The organism is Posidoniimonas polymericola (assembly GCF_007859935.1).
Taxonomy (GTDB): domain Bacteria; phylum Planctomycetota; class Planctomycetia; order Pirellulales; family Lacipirellulaceae; genus Posidoniimonas; species Posidoniimonas polymericola.
In genome coordinates this window covers 283,973-300,856 of sequence record NZ_SJPO01000004.1, presented here as the reverse complement: position 1 = coordinate 300,856, position 16,884 = coordinate 283,973, and the positions used below count along the sequence as shown (strand labels likewise).

Genomic DNA, 16,884 nt, shown 5'->3' with positions numbered 1-16,884 from the left:
CGAGAGTATCTGCCCTCGGCTGTCGATAGCTGGCGCTGTCGTTCGACTAGCAAGTGGCGGTGCGCCCTGGGGGCTGCAATTCCAATCTCTATAACGCTAACAAGGAGTACAATCGATGCAGGTTTCCAAGACGCGGCGGATTGCGGGCTGGGTGCTCACGGTGCTGGTCGCCGTGTTCCTGATTGGGCCGAGCGCCGGCGGCAAGTTTGCCGACTGGGAGGGCAAGGCCGAGATGTTCGACCACCTCGGCTACTCGCTCGAGCTGATGAAGCAGATCGGCGTGGTCGAGGTGATCGTCGCGCTGTTGCTGCTGATCCCGCAGACCTCGTTCGTGGGGGCTATCCTGGTGACCGGCTACCTCGGGGGCGCGACCGCCACGCACGTGCGGGTCGGCGAGGCGTTCTTCTTCCCCATTGTGATCGGCGTCCTGATGTGGATCGGGCTCGGCCTCCGGCGGCCGGAGGTGTTCCGCCTGGCGTTCGCCGGCAATCCGGGGGAGCCGGGCCATGACGCCTGACGACGAGGTGCTGGTGGGCCGCCTCAGGCAGCAGCTCAAGGGCCGCCGCGGGGTCAGCGAGCAGCGGATGTTCGGCGGGCTCTGCTTCATGGTCAACGGCAACATGTGCGTCGGGCCGTGGCAGGGCTCGCTAGTCGTGCGGCTCGACAAGGCCGACCACGAGGCGACCCAGGCCGAGCCCCACGCCGGCCCGATGAACATCACCGGCAAAACCATGCGGGGCTGGGCGCTGGTCGCGCCCGCGGGGATCGCCGAGGACGCCGACCTCGCGCGGTGGGTCGGCCGCGCGGTGGAGTTCGTCCGCACGCTGCCGGCCAAGTGAGGCGGGAGAGGCCGCAATGCCTCTCGACGCGCCCGGGCCAGAGCTCTAACGGCCCATGATCGCCTCGACGATGGTCTCGAGCGGTTCGTCTTTGCGCGCGTAGGCCGCGGCGCCGGCGGCGAGGAGCGACGCCGCAACGTCTTCTCGGCTGTGCATCGACAACCCGACTACCCGGACCTGCGGGTGCTCCTGGCGTAGCCGTGCGACGAGATCGCGTCCGTCGATATCGGGTAGCGAGATATCCGATAGCACCACGTCGGGCGTGAGCTCTCGGACCATCCGCAGGCCTTCCAGCCCTGTGGCGGCTGCGCCGACCACTTCGACGCCGTGTTCGGTGCCGAGTAGGCGCGAGTACATGTGGCGGACTGCGCGTGAGTCGTCGATCAGCACCACCCGCCGCAGGGTCGTCGCCGAAGGCTCTGGCCGTTCGCGGTCGGCGGGGGAGGCCTCGCTTGGCGCTTCGATTGGGGCGGTGATGATGAACCGTGCGCCCGATCCCGGTTGGCTCTCGATCTGCATGCAGCCGTCGTAGTGCTCGATCCGCTGCCGCATGTGGAACAGCCCGAAGCCGCCTGCGTCGAGGTCGACTTGGTCGAGTGTCCGCGGGTCGAAACCAGGCCCTCTGTCACGGACTTCGAGTCGAATGTGGCCGTGGTCGAGCCGTGAGACGTCGACCGTCACCGGCGCGCCCGCGGCGTGCTTCACTGCGTTGAACAGCAGCTCCCGGGCGGCCTGGAACAGGAAGCCACGGAGGTCCTCGCTGGGCGCCTGGATCTTCAAATCGCCGGATAGGGTGACATCGAGCCCGTAGCGTTCCTTGTTCAGCCGGCAGAGCCATTCCAACGCCGGTCCCAACCCGAGGTCGTCGAGCACCGTGGGGGTGAGCTCTGACGTGAGCGAGCGCGACACCCGCACCGACTCTTCGAGCAGCTCGAGTGTATGTTCGAGCTCGCGGTGGATCGCTTCGACTTCGGCGCTCTTGCTAGCGGCACTGACCGACATCCGTGCGGCGACCAGCAGCTGCTGCAGGTCGTCGTGCAGTACCCTTGCCAGGCGGCGGCGCTCGCGTTCCTCTGAGCGGCTGATCTCGTTGGTGAGCTGACGGACCCGCTCGTGGTGCCGACGCTGCTGCTCGGCGATGCGTTTCCGCTCACTGATGTCGCGCAGGGCGATCAGCAGCGCGCCGCGGTGCTCCCAGGTGATGCTCGAGATGCGGAGCTCGGCCGCCAGCGACTCCCCGCCCGGGCGACGCAGCTCGAGTTCGGCGTGCTCGCCGCTTACGACCGGGAAGCCGAACGGCGAGCCAATCAGATCATCTGCGGGTAGACCAAGCATGGCGGACGCGGCGGGGTTCGCAAAGCGTATCGCGCCCTGATCGTTGACGACCAAGATTCCGTCGGCGGTCGAGTTCACGACGCTAAGCAGACGCTCGTTCTGCTGCCGCATGTCGCGACGCAGCTCGTGCCGATCGACCGCGTGCAGCACGCCGCGGCGGAGGAGCGAGGGGGTGTTCTCGTCCCAGGTAATGTAGTCGTCGACCGTGCCGCCCAGCGAAGACGAGATGACGTCCGCCGCCACCCGGTCGCTGAGGACGACCACCGGGTAGTCGCAGTCCGCGAGCTCGTCGAGCCAGTAGTGGGCCTCGCTCTGCCTAGCCGAGTCGACGCACAGCAGGGCGATGTCGCAATCGCGGCTGCCGAGCGGACGGCTCTTGCAGACCAGCAGCCTGTGCGACAGCGCCCCGGCGTCGATGAGCTGACCGCGGACGGCAGACGTTGTCTGGTAGTCGCTGCCGGCGATCGCGATATTCAGGTCGGCCAGCGTTGTGGCGAGATCGATTGAGTCGCCTCCAGATTCCTCATGCATCGGCGTCCCTTCCCCCAAGGATGCCGCTCATGTGGTTGAACGGCTCCTGGATGTGCATTCCTTCGCTAGTGATCTCAAACCGCCGCACCGACTTGTCGTGGCCCGAGCCACGCATCTTCAGCACTGTTATTCCGCGCGCGACGCCGGCCGGCTCTTCGACGTAGCGGAGCAGGATGATGGCGTCGGTCAGGGTGGAGATGTTCTGCTCGGTTACGGTCGCCACGCCGTACAACTCGTCGGTGGTCGAGGTGTACAGGCCGGCCACCTGCCGCTGCTTGATGAGGGAAGTCAATCCGAGCACAAAGTCGCGGTAGTACTCCTCGTCCGACACACGCTTCATCGCCGTGATGCTGTCGACCACCAAGCGGTGCGGTTCGAACTCATCGAGCAGCTGCCTGATCTCGACGTGGTGGTGCTCCAGGCTCACGGACTCCGGGAGCTTACAGTGGATCTGGAGCTGGCCGTCGTCTTCCATGCGCTCGAGGTCGATGCCCCAGCTCTTCGCGTTGCGGATGAGCTGCGGGCGGCTCTCCTCGAAGCCGAGAAACAGCGCCCGCTCGCCACTGTCGGCGGCGCCCTTGAGGAACTGCATCGCGGTGAGAGTCTTGCCGGTGCCGGTTGCTCCCGAGACGATGCTCACCGAGTCCTGAAAAAAACCGCCGGAGCACATCTTGTCGAGCTCGGCCGAGCCCGAGGTGATCCGCCGGTCGGTGGACGGCTGGGTCAGCGCCATCGAGCCGACCGGGATCGCGTGCACGCCGTTGGCCGTGATGGAGAACGCGTGCTCGCCGGTCTTGTGCTGCCCGCCGCGGAGCTTGAGCACCTCTATCGTGCGTCGACGCCGGGCCACCGAGGGCCGATTGCGGAGCACGATCACCGCATCCGCCACGTACTCCTCGACCTCGAAACGGGTTGTGGTTTCATCGCCCTGCAGCAGTTCGGTTGTCAGCAGCGACGTCACCCCGAGTTCCTTTAGCACGGACGTCATGCGGAACAGCTCGCGGCGGACGACCCCCGGGTTCGGGAAGCGGGTAAAGATGGCGGCCAGCGAGTCGAGCGCCACCCGCTTCGCGCCGCTGCTCTCGACCGCGTGCCGGATCCGGGTGCGGAGCCCCTCGAGGTTGAAATCGCCGTTGACGAGGTGCTCTTCCTCGTCGGGGAGCAGCCCGGCGTCGACGAACTTCCAGGTCCCGTCCTGCTCCCACTGGGGGATCTTCCACCCAAACCCCGCCATGTTCTCGCGGATATCCTGCGGGGTTTCTTCAAAGGCGACAAACACGCCCGGCTCGTCGTAGTGCTGGATGCCGCAGGCCAGGAACTGGACTGAGAAGACCGTTTTTCCGCTGGCGGAGGTCCCGCAAACCAGGGTGGGACGCGATCGCGGCACTCCCCCGAACGTCAGCGCGTCGACTCCCGGGATGCCGGTTGGCAGCCGCGGGATGTTGTTCGCGGAATCGGCGACGATATCGCTGGGATGCCCGTTGGAGTCGCTGTTCATTCGGTCCGGTGTCGCCAGTCGCTAAGCAGTTGAGGGGAGGGGGTCGTGACGCCTAGACGGCGGGCCTCAGGTAGTGTTAGGGCTTAGGCACGCCCGGTCTAAGAGGGCTTCTTGGGGCGTAGGTCGAGGCCGAACAAGACCTGCTCTCGGTCAGACAAGTCGCCGATCACGCGCCGGATTGGCGGCGGCAGCTCCTTGATCAAGGTCGGGACGGCCAGGATGCGTTCGTCCTCGGCTAGCTGGGGGTGCTTGCGGATGTCGATGACCTTGAAGTCGTAGCAGTCGGTCAGTTCGTCGTCGCAGAAACTCCGCAAGGTTTCTATTGCTCGCTGGATGGCCGGAGTGATGTCCGTGACGTAAAGCTTGAGAAGGTACAAACTGACCTCGCCGCTTCTGGGTTAACGGCTCTACGCAGCGTTTCCGATCGCCGCCCGAAGAGCATCACCGCGGAGCGTAAGCCGGCATCACCGCCGGAGCGTAGCCAACATCGCAGCCGCCGCCCCGATCAACCGCGCCCCGGGAGGGTGGGCGCCGCCCGGCCATCGCGCCCAACAGCCACACGATACTGTCGCGTTGAAAACATTAGTATACTAGGGGACTGCGATTAGAGCGTCAAACAGTGAGCGAAGCGCGACCAGTTTGGTCGTCGTGCTGCAAGCTGTAGGTCTCCATTTCTCTATCCTTGGGAGTGACCCGGTGCAGCCCCGCATCAGCATGATCACGCTCGGCGTCCGCGACCTCGCGGCCTCGGTCGCCTTCTACCGCGGTGGCCTGGGATTCCCGCAGCTCGAGTCGCCGCCGTCGGTCGCGTTCTTCACGCTCAATGGCACGTGGCTCGGCCTGTACGGCCGCGACGCGCTGGCCGAGGACGCCACGGTGCCGGCCGAGGGGAGCGGCTTCAACTCGTTTGCGTTGGCGCACAACGTCGCCTCGGAAGAAGAGGTGCACGCCGTGGTCGACCAGGCAGTCGCCGCTGGCGCGAAGCTGATCAAGGAACCCCACAAGGTCTTCTGGGGCGGCTACAGCGGCTACTTTGCCGACCCCGACGGCCACCTGTGGGAGGTGGCCCACAACCCGTTTACGTGGATCGGGCCGCAGGACGCGTAAGTTGCGTGCACTGTGGTTGTGTTGGGGAACACTAATCGACGCTAATGAGCCCTAAAATCAGCCGTTACGCGTTAGCGTCCGGTTCGGCGTGGCTGGGCGGCAAGAACCGTGGGCTAACGCCCAGCGGCTGATGGTGGAGGGGTCTCGCAATAGCCAGCGCGGCGAACGCGAACCTGTTGTCTGAAAGAGTGTCCGAAGGTTGGTGCGGGCATTCTGGCGGGCAACCGTGTAGAATCACCCGGTGTCCGCCGCGTCAGTCGATCCCTGTTTCCTTGTCGACGGAGTCCGCCGTGCAGTATGCCCTCTTGCCGTTCTCGACCCGCACCCGCGACCACGACTACGTCGGGCGGGCCGACATCCGCGCGGCGCTGGCGGAGCGGCGCCGGTCGATCGCCGAGACCGCGATCGACAACCTCGAGCTGCTCGACCTGGTCGCCGATAAGTTGCAGGAGCTCCCGTGGCGGGTCATGGTCGACCACTGCATCGAGCAGGACGGGCGGCTGCACCTGGCGGTGCTCGCCCCGGACATGGGCAGGAACCTCGTCGGCGGCGACGAGGTCAACGCCGGCTTCTACCTGCAAAACTCCGAGCGTTCGGTGTGCGACACGCTGGCGTGCTCGCGGGTGTTCCGCGTCGCGTGCGCGAACGGCGCCCTGGTGGAGTGCGACCAGACCCAAACGCTCACCATCGGTTCGGCTGAGCGGCCGCCCGGCGACTGGCAGCGGCGGGTGGTGGACGTGATCGGCCGGGCGTTCAGCGGCGAGGGCGTGGACATCGACGCCGCGCGGTTCGGCTCGACCATGCACCAGATGATCGTCGCCCCGTTCGAGTTCCTCTGCCACCTGGCCGCCCAGGGCCTGATCGACGACGACGAGCAGTCGCAGATCCAGGCCGCGTTCGACGACGAGGGCGACCTCTCGATGTACGGCCTGATCAACGCGGTGACGCAGGTCGCCCACGGGTTGCGCGACAACGACCGCTGGGTCCGCTCGTTCGAGATCGAGCGCCTGGGCGGCGAGATCCTCCGCGGCGACCACAACCTGCCGACGCTGGAGTTCGCCCGCAGCCGCTAGAGGGCGCAGGCTTGCGGCATTCGAGCAACTGTGGGAGCCGTCTTCGACGCCGATTGCCGCAGTGAGGAGGCATCCTCTCGTGTGCTAGGGCCTACCAGAAGCCATCAGCCGGAACGCGTTAGCGTCCGGTTCGGCGTGACTAGTTGCCCAGAGGCGTGACTGGTTGGCCAGAACCGTGGGACAACTCCCAGCGGCTGATGACGCTTGCGCCTTCGGTCGTTGGGATGGCCACGAGAGGGCACAAGAAGAACGGTCCCCTTGGCGCCTACATCATCCGTGGCCGTGTCTCTTGCATTAATACCCTCTTTCCACTTTCGAGCGAAATCGGGGTCGCAGACCCCTCCCACAGCCGCTTCTTCAGGTTGGGCAACTCGTCGGTCGCGGTTCCGTTCTTCTCCTCGGATTGTTGTCGAAAGTAGCCCACCCGGTGCGGTCTAATAGGGGGGCGAATGGAACGACAAAATCGGCAGCGCTGCTGCCGGCGGAAGCCGGCAGTTGGCGTGAACTGCTGCGCGGTTGGGGCTGACGGTCGGTGGGGATTGGTCTTGTCCCCGCCAGCCCATGCTTGGGATTCGGTGGACAAAACCCTCGAGGTTGGTTGCCCGGGGGATTCAATTCAAGCTGCTAAACAAGCGTGAATCGAAACCGTGGGCGAGCTGCGGCTGGGGTTTTGTCCCCTCCGCTCGATTTTTCCGACTAAACCCAGGATCTCAGTCTCAGAGCAGCCCACCCCGCCAGGGGTGGGACCGTGCTGGTGTACCGGTTCCCACCCCTGGCGGGGTGGGCTAGGGCTGATGGTGATTTGGAAGCTGTTCCGGTGGTGACGGTTGCCGGCGAGTTGGCCTGCTGCGGGGTCCTTGCCGCGGAACGTCAGACGTTTGCAGAAACGTCCGCACGGGTGCCGATGCCCCTGGTATGGGTACGAGCGACCGACAACTTGACGCGCCACGACTGCACCTGCCCGACCTCGAGCCGGAAACGAAGCCGGCCAAGGTCAGGGCGACGCTCTACCTGCCCGCCGACCTGCTGGACGAGGCCCGCGACGCGGTGGTCTGTCTGGCGGGTTACCCAGCACGGATGACGCTTACCAAATTGGCCGAGCGCGCCTTCCGCCGCGAGATCGAGCAGCTCAAGAACGACCACAACGCCGGCAAGGACTTCCCGCGACGCACGGAGGAACTCAAGGGCGGCCGTCCTATCGCAGCATGATGCGAGTCGCCCCCGCGCCGAGCGATGCGCCGCGCATCCGACGGCAAGGGCGATCCACGAGACCCTACCTATGTCTGGCTACCCCGCCCCGCAGCCGACCGCTGCGGACTACGCCGCCCGGTGTGCGGACCCGCTGCCGGTGCGCACGCTGAAGCTCTCACGGACCACCGCCCCAGCAAGCAACCACGACGAGAACTGCGAGGAGCGAGGCGAAGAGCTCCGCCGCATCGCCGCCCGCACGCGGCTGTTGAACTTCATCCTCGAAAACCACCGGCAGCGGCAGCTCGACGCCGTCCGGGGCCTCCGCAGCAGCGGGGCAGAATGAGCAAGAGCGCCGTGCATCCGAAGCAAGTGACAGGACGACTGACGCGCGTCGCAATCGCCGCGGCTGTGGTGGTGTGCTGCGCGCCGCTGGCGGCCGCGGCGCCGCACCCGTCGGTCGCGCGGATCATTGTGCAGGAGCAGGGCGCGACGGCGTTCGGCAGCGGCTCGCTGATCGACCGCCGCGAGCAGTACGGCATGGTGATCACCAACTGGCACGTCGTCCGCGACGCGGTCGGCAAGATTGAGGTCGTGTTCCCCGACGGCTTCCGCAGCGAGGCCCGCGCCCTCAAGCTCGACGAGGACTGGGACCTCGCCGCGCTGGTCATCTGGCGACCGACCGCCGAGCCGATCCCGCTGGCCGCCGCGCCGCCCCGGCCGGGCGACGCGCTCACCATCTGCGGCTACGGCCAGGGCGACTACCGCGCCGCGACCGGCCGCTGCACCGAGTTCTACGCCCCCGAGGTCGGCATGCCGCGCGAGCTGGTCGAGCTCAGCGTCGAGGCGCGGCAGGGCGACTCCGGCGGGCCGATCCTCAACGCCCGCGGCGAGCTGGCCGGCGTGCTGTTCGGCGCGTCCAACGGCACGACCCTCGGCAGCTTCGCCCCGCGTGTCGAGACCTTCTTGGCCTCCGTGGCTCCGGACATCGGCCGCCGTGGGATTGAGCGCCTCTCGCCCGGAGCGCTGTCGCCGGGAACGCTGCCGACGTCGATCCCCTCGACGCCGGCGCTGATCGCCCACGGACCGCCGCCAGGCGGCGCCGGTTCTGAATCGTTAGCCGGGTCCCTGCCTGGGTCGGCGAGCGGCTGGCAGTCGCTCGCCGGGCCGCAAGAACTGTCGGGTTCGCAGGAGCTGGCCAGCGCCGACGTGCGGTGTTGCCCCAGCCCCGACGGGACGTGCCCCGACGGGACGTGCGCCAATAGCGGTCTGGCGGAAGAGGGCAGGCTCGGCGAGCCGTGGCCCGAGCGGCCGGTGGCCAAGGACCTGTTCACCAATGGAGAGGAGCCGCAGGGCGCCGACAGTTACGCGCAGTGGACGTCGGCCGAGTCGAAGCAGGCGGGGCCGGCGGTCGCCGCAATCCCGGCCGTGGCGGCCGCTGATATCAACCTGCCGCAGCCGCCGTGGTTTGACGGTATCCGCAACGTGCTGGCCGTGATCGGCGTGACGTTCTTGTTCCTGCAGCTCGTGCGGATTGTCAGCTAGCGAGGTGAGGAGACCGTGCCTACTTCTGCAGCTTCTTGCGGAGGTCGGGCACGATCTGCCGCGGCACGAAGCGGGCGAGTTCCTCGTCGCTCGCCAGCGGGGTGATCTGCTTGATGAGCGAGCTGCTGACGTGCGAGAACTCGTCGTCGGCCATCAAGAACACGGTCTCGATATCGGGGTCGAGCTTGCGGTTGGCCAAGGTCATCGTGAACTCGACCTCCATATCGGTGAGCGAGCGCACGCCGCGGACGATCGTGCGGGCCCCGCACTCGCGGACGAACCGCACGGCCAAGCCGGTGAAGCTCTTGACCCGCACGTTGGGCATGTCGGCGCAGACCCGTTCGATGAGCTCGACCCGCTCGTCGGCCTTGAACAGCGACTTCTTGTCGGGGTTCACGCCGATGCCGACGATGAACTCGTCGAACAGGCGGCTGCTCCGCTGGATCACGTTCAGGTGCCCCAGCGTGATGGGGTCGAAAGAGCCGGTGTAGACGGCGGTGCTGGCCATGGTTTAAGAGAAGCGGGCGTGATTAGGGAGGTAGAAGAGCGGGCAACAACCTAGCTCGACGCGCCGAGCACGTCGATCAGCCGGTCGATGTCCTGCTCATTATTATAAGCATGGATGGCGATCCTGAGCCGCCCGCCACGGCAGCTCAGCACGACGCCGGCGTCCATGCAGCGGCTGCGGGCCTCGACCGGGTCCTGGCCGGGGAGCTCGAACGCGACGATGCCGGTGCGGGGGTCATGTCCGTTGGGCAGGGCATCGCGGTGCGAGACCACCTTGGCGCCGACCGACGCCAGCCGCTCGCAGGCGTAGTCGGAGGTCGCGAGGATGGCCTGCCGGACCTGCGCGGTAGGTTGGGCGGTGAGCAGCTTGAGGCTGGCGCCCATGCCGATCATGCCGACCATGTTGGCCGAGCCCCCCTCGTAGCGGGCGGCCTCGTCGCGGAGCTTGAGGTCGATGGTGTTGAAGTCGTGCCGACCCTCGACGCTGTTCCAACCGACGCCCAGGGGGCGGAGCCGGTCGAGCCACGCGTGGCGGATGTACGCGACGCCCGCGCCTTCAGGTCCGAGCAGCCACTTGTGGCCGTCGGCGGCCAGGCAGTCGACCGGCGTTTGGGTGACGTCGAGCGGCGCGACGCCAAGGCCCTGGATGGCGTCGAGGAAGAACAACGCGCCGGCGCCGTGGGCAATCTGGGCGATGTCGTCGATCGGCTGGCGGTAGCCGGTCTTGTAGCCGACCCAGCTGACCGACAGCACGCGGGTGCGGTGGTCGACCGCTTCGCGGAGCCGGTCGAGGACGACGCGGCCGTTGTCGGTTTCGACGGTGCGGACCTCGACGCCGCGGTCGCGTTGATGCATCCAGGGGTAGAGGTTCGAGGGGAACTCGTCGGCCAGGGTCACGACATTGTCGCCGCTCTGCCAGTCGAGCCCTTCGGCGACCAGCGTGATGCCGTGGGTGGTGCTGGGGACCAGGGCGATCTCGGCAGGGCTGGCAGAGATCAGCTCGGCGGCCGACTGGCGGGTTTGCTCGATCTGCTTGGCCCACTCAGGCCAGTAGACATCGCCGTGCTCGGCGGCCTGGTCGAGCCAGCGGGTGATCGCCTTGCGGGTGGGCTGGGGCAGGGGGGCCACCGCGGCGTGGTCGAGGTACGCGTGACGCTCGGCGACCGGCATCTGCTGCCGCAGGGAGTCGCGGAGGGCCAGGTGAGGGGATTCAGACATGCAAAGCCGTCAGATTCGTTGCAGGCGGTACGCCGATTCGACAGGGCGGCTGGCCGTGCCATAATCGAAGGTGAGGGGCGAGGTTCAGACAATTCTACCCCGCCGCCCCCCAGCCGCCCACGGCCACTTACCATGCCGCCGAATTGAGGCCGCCGTACCGAGGAACGAGTCATCACGATGAGACTACCCCTCCTACTAACGCTGCTCGCCTGCCTGCTCCTGCTGCCGACCGCGACCGCGCAGTCGCGCACTAGTATCGAGCAGCAACGCAACCAGATGGTCGACGAAGAAATCGTCGCGGCCGGCGTGGAGGACCCGCGGGTGATCGCCGCGATGCGTGAGACCCCGCGGCACGACTTTGTGCCGCTCGCCCGCCGCAAGCACGCCTACCTCGACATGGCGCTGCCTATCGGCTCGCAGCAGACAATCTCGCCGCCGTTTGTCGTGGCGTACATGACCGAGCAGCTCGACGTGCAGCCGCAGCACAAGGTGCTGGAGATCGGCACCGGCTCGGGCTACCAGGCGGCGGTGCTCGGGGCGCTGGCCCACGAGGTCTACTCGATCGAGATCGTCGGCGAGCTGGGACGCAAGGCGGCCAAGACGCTCAAGCGGCTGAAGTACAAGAACGTCCACACCCGCATCGGCGACGGCTACCTCGGCTGGCCGGAGGCCGCACCGTTCGACCGCATCATCGTCACCTGCTCGCCGGAGAACGTCCCCAAGCCGCTGGTCGAGCAGCTCCGCGAAGGGGGCAAGATGGTCATCCCGGTGGGCACCCGGTACCACCAGAACCTGTACCTTTATGTCAAGGAGCACGGCGAGCTGCGACGGCAGCCGCTCCGCGGGACGTTCTTCGTGCCGATGACCGGCACCGCCGAGGACCTCCGCCGCGTGCAGCCCGACCCGACCAAGCCGCGGCTGGTGAACGGCGGGTTCGAGGAGCTGCTCCAGGTCAACTCCAAGAGCAAGACTCCCGACGGCTGGTACTACCTGCGGCAGGGAGAAGTCGTCCGCGACAACACCGAGGCCCAGGAGGGCGAGCGCTACATCCGCTTCGAGAACGAAGACCCCGGCCGCGGCTGCCGTGCGCTGCAGAGCCTGCCGGTCGACGGCCGCAAAGTCCGTAAGCTGAACGTCCGGTTCTGGGCCAAGGGGGAGCAGATCCGCTACGGCGAGAACCACCAGCAGTGGCCCTACTTTGTGGTCACCTTCTACGACGACCGGCGCGCCGCGATCACCGACGAGGCGATCGGCCCTATGCACGGCTCGTTCCCCTGGACCGAGTACCAGCAGCAACTCAGCGTGCCGCTGGCCGCCCGCGACGCCATCGTCCGCATCGGCCTGCTGGGCGCCATTGGCGAGCTGTCCATCGACGGCATCGAGGTTGAGGGCGAGTAGCGCAACGGATCAAGCTTGCCGCGAGGTGTCCGGTTGTCGTTGTCGCCAGCGGCGGTGGCGGGATCCCGCCCCATTGGAGGCATTTGGACGTCATCGCTGGTGGCGTTTGTTACAGGGATGCGACACAGCAAGCACCGCGGTCGCGCCCAGACCACGTTGTTGCACAAACGCCCCAGAGGTCGCTTCTTTCCCAGGGGGTAATATCGCGGAAATTAGCCCATGTTGCTTGCAATGCCACACGCCGTTGTTATCTTTACATCCGGACGGAGGTCCGCATATTACCTATCTTGTATGAGTCACCAGGGTGAGTTGGGAGCAAAATGGAAATGCTTAGTCGAAAAAATCTGTGGGCGCCTTTGGCGATTGGCGCGGCGCTGTTGATGCCTGCCGATGCCGACGCTTTTTGGGGCAGTCATGGAAGCTATGGCTCGGCCAGCAGCGGCTCGTACGGCGGCGGTTCCTACGCCGGCAGCAGCTACAGCCGTCACGGTTCTTACGCCAGCAGCGGCAGCTATGCCAGCAGCGGCAGCCACGGGGCCTACTCGGTTTCGTACGGCTCTTCGGCCAGCCACGGCAGCTATGCTTCTAGCGGCTCATCCGGTGGATCGTCGGCCAGCTACGGTTCGCACGGCCCCGGTCCGCTGCGGCGCCTAGCAGCGAGGATCCACGCCCGCCATGCTTCGTCGGGCTCGTCGGCTAGCTACGGTTCCACGGGCGGTTCGTCCGCTAGCCACGGCTCGTACAGCACCTCGTACTACTCGACCAGTTCTCACGGCAGCTCGTCCTCGAGCAGTTACTCGACAGAGTACTCATCGGGTAGCAGCTACAGCAGCCATGGCTCTTACAGCACGCATGGCAGCTACAGCAGCCACGGCAGCTACTCGTCCACCGGCGTTACGACCGAGGTCTACGCGGCCAAGCCGGTTTACAGCGAGGGCGTCGTGGTCACCAGCTCGGTGACCTCTGGCAAGGGCACGCTCCGCGTGACAGTGCCGGCCGACGCCGTGGTGTGGGTCAACGACAAGCAGACCACCAGCACCGGCACCGACCGACACTACGTGTCCAACGGCCTGCGTGCTGGTCAGAGCTACACCTATCGCGTGAAGGTCGAGTTCGAGCGTGACGGCAAGGCCGTTACCGAGAACCGCACCGCTACGCTGACCGCCGGTGGCGAGGTTTCGCTGGCGTTCTCTGCTCCCAACGAGCCGACCCCGGCTGTCGTCGAGGGTGAGCAGGAGACCTCCACCAAGCTGACCCTGAACGTCCCGGCCGACGCCAAGGTTACCCTGGCTGGAGCCGAGACCCGTCAGACCGGCGAGGTTCGCGAGTTCGCGACCACACGTCTACCCGCCGGGCACACTTGGGAGGACTACACGGTCCGGGTTGAGTACGAGCTGGACGGCAAGCCGACCTCGCAGGAGCGGGTCATCACCCTCCGCGGTGGCGACGACCTGCAGCTCGACTTCGGCGCCGACGCCCAGACGCTAGCATCCAACTAGCCCGGCGCCGCTGCCCCTAATTACTGTGTAGCGGCGTCGCTAAGACATTGGCCCCGCACCGGCATTGACCGGTGCGGGGTTTTTTCATTTGCTACGGGCGCGATCACTACCCGCCCTCTTCCTGCTAGCTACTGCTGTGGCCAAGAACAAATCAGACGAGGCGGCTTCGCCCAAGGAGAAGCCGGCCAAGAAGCCCCGGCCCGAACCGGGGCCGTGGCCGCTGCCGTACTGGGCCCGGCTGGGGCTGTCGGTCTGGCTGGCGTGGCACGTGTTTGTGGTGTTCATGGCGCCGCTGTCGCTGCAGCCGAAGAACTCGGAGCTCACGCGGGTGACCGCCCAGTCGCCGTTTGTCCGCTGGTACACCGACCCGCTGTACCTCAACGGCGGCTATTCGTTCTTCAGCCCCGACCCACCCATGGCGGGCCAGCTGGTGCGGTACCGGGTGCTCGGCGAATCCGGCGAGCCAATCGCCGAGGGGGAATTCCCCAACCGGGCCAATAGCAACCACGCCACGCAGTGGCCGCGGCTGTGGTACCACCGGCACATGATGCTGGCCGACCAGGCCGGCGACCTGCGGGTGTTTGGTCCCCCACCCAACGCGACCTACGACGACGTGAGAAGAACCCAGCAGCAGAACCTGGAACTCAACCTGCGTTCTTACGCCCGCCATCTACTCCGCACCCACGGCGGCCAAGCGGTTGAGCTGCAGTACATCGAGCACCGCTCGCTCAACCCCGAGGAGTTCCGCCCGCGCGTCCTGGCGGACGGCACGGTTCAGCCGCCGCCGGACATCTCGGCGACCGACCCGTCGTTGTACCGCACGGTGCTAACCCTTACCGAGCGGGCGGGCCAACTCGAGCAGCCGCTGCTGCCGCCGCGGTTCTACAACCAATCGTCGCCGGCCGAGCCCGAGTCGTTGCCTCTTGGTGGGGGGGCGTGACTATGATCAACCGCGTCAGCGAGTACCTCCGCACGGTGTGGCGGGGCTGGAACGACTTCTGGTTCACCCCGACCGACCCGGCGCTGGTTTCAATCCTGCGGGTGCTGGTCGGCGGCATGCTGCTGTACACGCACCTGGTGTGGTCGTTCGGCCTGCACGCGTTCTTCAGCCCGACCGACGGATGGACCGGCGAGCTGCTGCCGGCGACGCAGGGCGGGCGGATGGGCTTCAGCTACTGGGACTACATCGGCTCGGACACGCTGCGGTGGTCGGTGCACGTGCTCAATCTGATCGTGTTCTTCCTGCTCACAATCGGTCTGTTCTCGCGCTGGGTCGCCGTGCTGGCCTGGATCTCCGCGTTGAGCTACGCCAACCGCGTCACGCCCGGCGCCTTCTTTGGCCTGGACAAGGCCAACTGCATGATGATCACGTACGTGATGCTGAGCCCGTGCGGCGCGCGGTACTCGGTCGACCGGCTGCTGCGGCTCCGCCGCGGCGCATCGACCGAGGCGGGGCCCAGCGTGATGGCCAACCTCGCCACGCGGCTCATCCAGCTGCACCTCTGCGTCATCTACCTGTTCGGCGGGCTCGGCAAAGCCCAGGGCGACATGTGGTGGAACGGCGGCGCCGTGTGGTACTCGGTGGCGAGCTACGAGTACCGCTCGCTCGACATGACCTGGCTATCGGCGCAGGTCCCGCTGTGGGGGGGCGGGTCGTTCGACCTGCTGTACGTGGTCGACTTCCTGACCCACGCCACCGTGTTCCTCGAGATCTTCTACTGCTGCCTGGTGTGGAACCGCTGGGCCCGGCCGTGGATGCTGGCCGCGATGATCGGCATGCATCTGTTCATCGGCGCCGCGATGGGGATGTGGACGTTCGCCCTGATCATGATCTTCGCGAACATGGCGTTCCTGCAGCCCGAGACCGTCCGCCGCTGGTGCGACCCGCTCGCCCGACGGGTCAAGCTGGCCGTGGCTGGCGAGAAGGCTGCGGCCTAGGCCTGGAAGCCCGCTGGCGGGATTGAGGCTGGATTGAGGGCAGATCCCGCCCGTGGGGCCGCTCGCGGGCGTCCCGTGGGGCGGCTATAATGCGGGGCTGCGTCTGTCACCCTGGGGCGAACCTGGGGCCCGGCTTTGGGTCCCCCGGGAACGACCCCGTCCGTACCAGTTCCGCCTGGAGCCTGATCCCCGTGTTCGAGACCATCGCCATCGTTGGCGCCACCGGCGCCGTGGGCACTTTGATCCGCCAGATGCTAGCCGAGCGGGACTTCCCGTATCAGCGCATCAAGTTTCTGGCCTCGGCCCGGAGTGCGGGCACGACGGTCGAGTTCAAGGGCGAGCAGCACCCGGTCGAGGAGCTCGTGCCCGACGCGTTCAACGACATCGACCTGGCGATCGGCAGCACGCCGGACGACGTCGCCCAGGAGTTCTGCCCGTGGGCGGTCGAACGCAACTGCGTGGTGGTCGACGAGTCGGGTTACTGGCGGATGGACCCAAAGGTGCCGCTGGTCGTCCCCGAGATCAATCCGGAGGCGGCGCTCAAGCACCAGGGCATCATCTCCAGCCCGAACTGCAGCACCACGCAGATGGTGCTCGCCATGAAGCCGCTGCACGACGCCGGCAAGATCCGCCGCGTGATCGTCAGCACCTACCAGGCGACCAGCGGCGCGGGCGTCGCGGGGCAGCGTGACCTCGACAACGGCTCGCGGGCGTACCTCGACGGCAAGCAGCACGACTACGAAGTTTTCGCCCACCCGATCGCGTTCAACCTGATCCCGCAGATCGGCTCGCACAAGGAGCAGGGCTACACGTCCGAAGAGATGAAGATGGTCTACGAGACCCAGAAGATCTTCGGCGATGACTCGATCAAGGTGTGCCCGACCTGCGTCCGCGTGCCGGTGAGCAACTGCCACAGCGAGAGCATCCTGGTCGAGACCGAACGCAAGATCACAGTCCATCAGGCCCGCGAGCTGTTCGCCGCCACGCCCGGCATCAAGGTGGTCGACGATCTGGGCGCCGGTCAGTACCCAATGCCGCAGACCTGCGCCGGCGACGACAACACGTTCATCGGCCGTATCCGCGAGGACCTGTCCTGCGACAACGGCCTGGCGTTCTGGTGCGTCAGCGACAACCTCCGCAAGGGCGCCGCGACCAACGCGGTGCAGATTGCCGAGCTGCTGGTCAAGCAGGCCGCCGGTGCGGTTTAG

At 66.7% G+C, this 16,884-nt stretch carries 17 protein-coding genes; 12 read left to right on the top strand and 5 right to left on the bottom strand.

Going from position 1 to position 16,884, the window contains the following annotated elements; genetic code table 11:
- The first annotated feature begins 115 nt into the window (after positions 1-115).
- Positions 116-517, top strand: a complete 402-nt coding sequence (locus Pla123a_RS10310) for a DoxX family protein (protein ID WP_146586555.1) — start codon at positions 116-118, stop codon at positions 515-517.
- Positions 507-839, top strand: a complete 333-nt coding sequence (locus tag Pla123a_RS10305; RefSeq protein WP_146586554.1) for a TfoX/Sxy family protein — start codon at positions 507-509, stop codon at positions 837-839. Before Pla123a_RS10310 ends, Pla123a_RS10305 begins: the two co-directional genes overlap by 11 nt.
- A gap of 45 nt (positions 840-884) precedes the next feature.
- On the opposite strand, the gene Pla123a_RS10300 is transcribed toward Pla123a_RS10305, so the two are convergent.
- The 3 genes from Pla123a_RS10300 to kaiB form a co-directional block, all read right to left on the bottom strand.
- Positions 885-2,705 carry a response regulator gene (locus Pla123a_RS10300; RefSeq protein WP_146586552.1) on the bottom strand — a complete coding sequence of 607 codons (1,821 nt, stop codon included), beginning with the start codon at positions 2,703-2,705 and terminating at the stop codon, positions 885-887.
- Positions 2,698-4,203 (bottom strand): circadian clock protein KaiC, encoded by a 1,506-nt coding sequence (kaiC, locus tag Pla123a_RS10295; RefSeq protein ID WP_146586550.1) that lies wholly within the window; start codon positions 4,201-4,203, stop codon positions 2,698-2,700. Before kaiC ends, Pla123a_RS10300 begins: the two co-directional genes overlap by 8 nt.
- Positions 4,204-4,301: 98 nt before the next feature.
- A complete protein-coding gene (gene kaiB, locus Pla123a_RS10290; protein WP_146586548.1) occupies positions 4,302-4,580 on the bottom strand; it encodes a circadian clock protein KaiB in 279 nt (92 codons plus the stop codon).
- A gap of 319 nt (positions 4,581-4,899) precedes the next feature.
- Here kaiB and Pla123a_RS10285 point away from each other — a divergent pair, with 319 nt between their 5' ends.
- The 5 genes from Pla123a_RS10285 to Pla123a_RS10270 all read left to right on the top strand — a co-directional run bounded on the left by Pla123a_RS10285 (position 4,900) and on the right by Pla123a_RS10270 (position 9,116).
- Positions 4,900-5,310 carry a VOC family protein gene (locus Pla123a_RS10285; RefSeq protein ID WP_146586545.1) on the top strand — a complete coding sequence of 137 codons (411 nt, stop codon included), beginning with the start codon at positions 4,900-4,902 and terminating at the stop codon, positions 5,308-5,310.
- Between the two features lie 290 nt (positions 5,311-5,600).
- On the top strand, positions 5,601-6,383 hold the full coding sequence (locus Pla123a_RS10280; RefSeq protein ID WP_146586543.1) for a hypothetical protein: 783 nt from the start codon (positions 5,601-5,603) through the stop codon (positions 6,381-6,383).
- A gap of 915 nt (positions 6,384-7,298) precedes the next feature.
- The gene (locus Pla123a_RS10275) at positions 7,299-7,592 is read left to right on the top strand and encodes a hypothetical protein (protein ID WP_146586542.1); all 294 of its coding nucleotides are present in this window, start codon (positions 7,299-7,301) and stop codon (positions 7,590-7,592) included.
- A 70-nt stretch (positions 7,593-7,662) separates the two neighbouring features.
- Positions 7,663-7,917 carry a hypothetical protein gene (locus Pla123a_RS24575; protein WP_197527849.1) on the top strand — a complete coding sequence of 85 codons (255 nt, stop codon included), beginning with the start codon at positions 7,663-7,665 and terminating at the stop codon, positions 7,915-7,917.
- Positions 7,914-9,116, top strand: a complete 1,203-nt coding sequence (locus Pla123a_RS10270; protein WP_197527848.1) for a S1 family peptidase — start codon at positions 7,914-7,916, stop codon at positions 9,114-9,116. Before Pla123a_RS24575 ends, Pla123a_RS10270 begins: the two co-directional genes overlap by 4 nt.
- A 19-nt stretch (positions 9,117-9,135) precedes the next feature.
- On the opposite strand, the gene coaD is transcribed toward Pla123a_RS10270, so the two are convergent.
- Positions 9,136-9,624: a pantetheine-phosphate adenylyltransferase gene (gene coaD / locus Pla123a_RS10265; protein WP_146586538.1), complete on the bottom strand. Its 489-nt coding sequence runs from the start codon at positions 9,622-9,624 to the stop codon at positions 9,136-9,138.
- Positions 9,625-9,674: 50 nt separating this feature from the next.
- On the bottom strand, positions 9,675-10,841 hold the full coding sequence (locus Pla123a_RS10260; RefSeq protein ID WP_146586536.1) for an aminotransferase class V-fold PLP-dependent enzyme: 1,167 nt from the start codon (positions 10,839-10,841) through the stop codon (positions 9,675-9,677).
- Between the two features lie 177 nt (positions 10,842-11,018).
- Between Pla123a_RS10260 and Pla123a_RS10255 the strand changes: the two genes are divergently transcribed.
- The 5 genes from Pla123a_RS10255 to Pla123a_RS10235 all read left to right on the top strand — a co-directional run bounded on the left by Pla123a_RS10255 (position 11,019) and on the right by Pla123a_RS10235 (position 16,884).
- Positions 11,019-12,239, top strand: a complete 1,221-nt coding sequence (locus Pla123a_RS10255) for a protein-L-isoaspartate(D-aspartate) O-methyltransferase (RefSeq protein WP_146586534.1) — start codon at positions 11,019-11,021, stop codon at positions 12,237-12,239.
- A gap of 380 nt (positions 12,240-12,619) precedes the next feature.
- The gene (locus Pla123a_RS10250) at positions 12,620-13,738 is read left to right on the top strand and encodes a TIGR03000 domain-containing protein (protein ID WP_197527847.1); all 1,119 of its coding nucleotides are present in this window, start codon (positions 12,620-12,622) and stop codon (positions 13,736-13,738) included.
- Between the two features lie 136 nt (positions 13,739-13,874).
- Positions 13,875-14,678, top strand: coding sequence for a hypothetical protein (locus Pla123a_RS10245; protein ID WP_146586530.1), 804 nt, complete (start codon positions 13,875-13,877; stop codon positions 14,676-14,678).
- Entirely contained in the window at positions 14,675-15,676 is a 1,002-nt protein-coding gene (locus Pla123a_RS10240; protein ID WP_146586528.1) for an HTTM domain-containing protein, read from the top strand. The genes Pla123a_RS10245 and Pla123a_RS10240 overlap by 4 nt, the downstream gene beginning before the upstream one ends.
- Before the next feature lie 191 nt (positions 15,677-15,867).
- Positions 15,868-16,884, top strand: coding sequence for an aspartate-semialdehyde dehydrogenase (locus Pla123a_RS10235; RefSeq protein ID WP_146586526.1), 1,017 nt, complete (start codon positions 15,868-15,870; stop codon positions 16,882-16,884).

Bases quoted from the DNA above. Each gene is read 5' to 3' on its own strand.
- Pla123a_RS10310 (WP_146586555.1), top strand. From the start codon at position 116: ATGCAGGTTTCCAAGACGCGGCGGATTGCGGGCTGGGTGCTCACGGTG.
- Pla123a_RS10305 (WP_146586554.1), top strand. From the start codon at position 507: ATGACGCCTGACGACGAGGTGCTGGTGGGCCGCCTCAGGCAGCAGCTC.
- Pla123a_RS10300 (WP_146586552.1), bottom strand. From the start codon at position 2,705: ATGCATGAGGAATCTGGAGGCGACTCAATCGATCTCGCCACAACGCTG.
- kaiC (WP_146586550.1), bottom strand. From the start codon at position 4,203: ATGAACAGCGACTCCAACGGGCATCCCAGCGATATCGTCGCCGATTCC.
- Pla123a_RS10275 (WP_146586542.1), top strand. From the start codon at position 7,299: ATGGGTACGAGCGACCGACAACTTGACGCGCCACGACTGCACCTGCCC.
- Pla123a_RS24575 (WP_197527849.1), top strand. From the start codon at position 7,663: ATGTCTGGCTACCCCGCCCCGCAGCCGACCGCTGCGGACTACGCCGCC.
- Pla123a_RS10270 (WP_197527848.1), top strand. From the start codon at position 7,914: ATGAGCAAGAGCGCCGTGCATCCGAAGCAAGTGACAGGACGACTGACG.
- coaD (WP_146586538.1), bottom strand. From the start codon at position 9,624: ATGGCCAGCACCGCCGTCTACACCGGCTCTTTCGACCCCATCACGCTG.
- Pla123a_RS10260 (WP_146586536.1), bottom strand. From the start codon at position 10,841: ATGTCTGAATCCCCTCACCTGGCCCTCCGCGACTCCCTGCGGCAGCAG.
- Pla123a_RS10255 (WP_146586534.1), top strand. From the start codon at position 11,019: ATGAGACTACCCCTCCTACTAACGCTGCTCGCCTGCCTGCTCCTGCTG.
- Pla123a_RS10250 (WP_197527847.1), top strand. From the start codon at position 12,620: ATGCCTGCCGATGCCGACGCTTTTTGGGGCAGTCATGGAAGCTATGGC.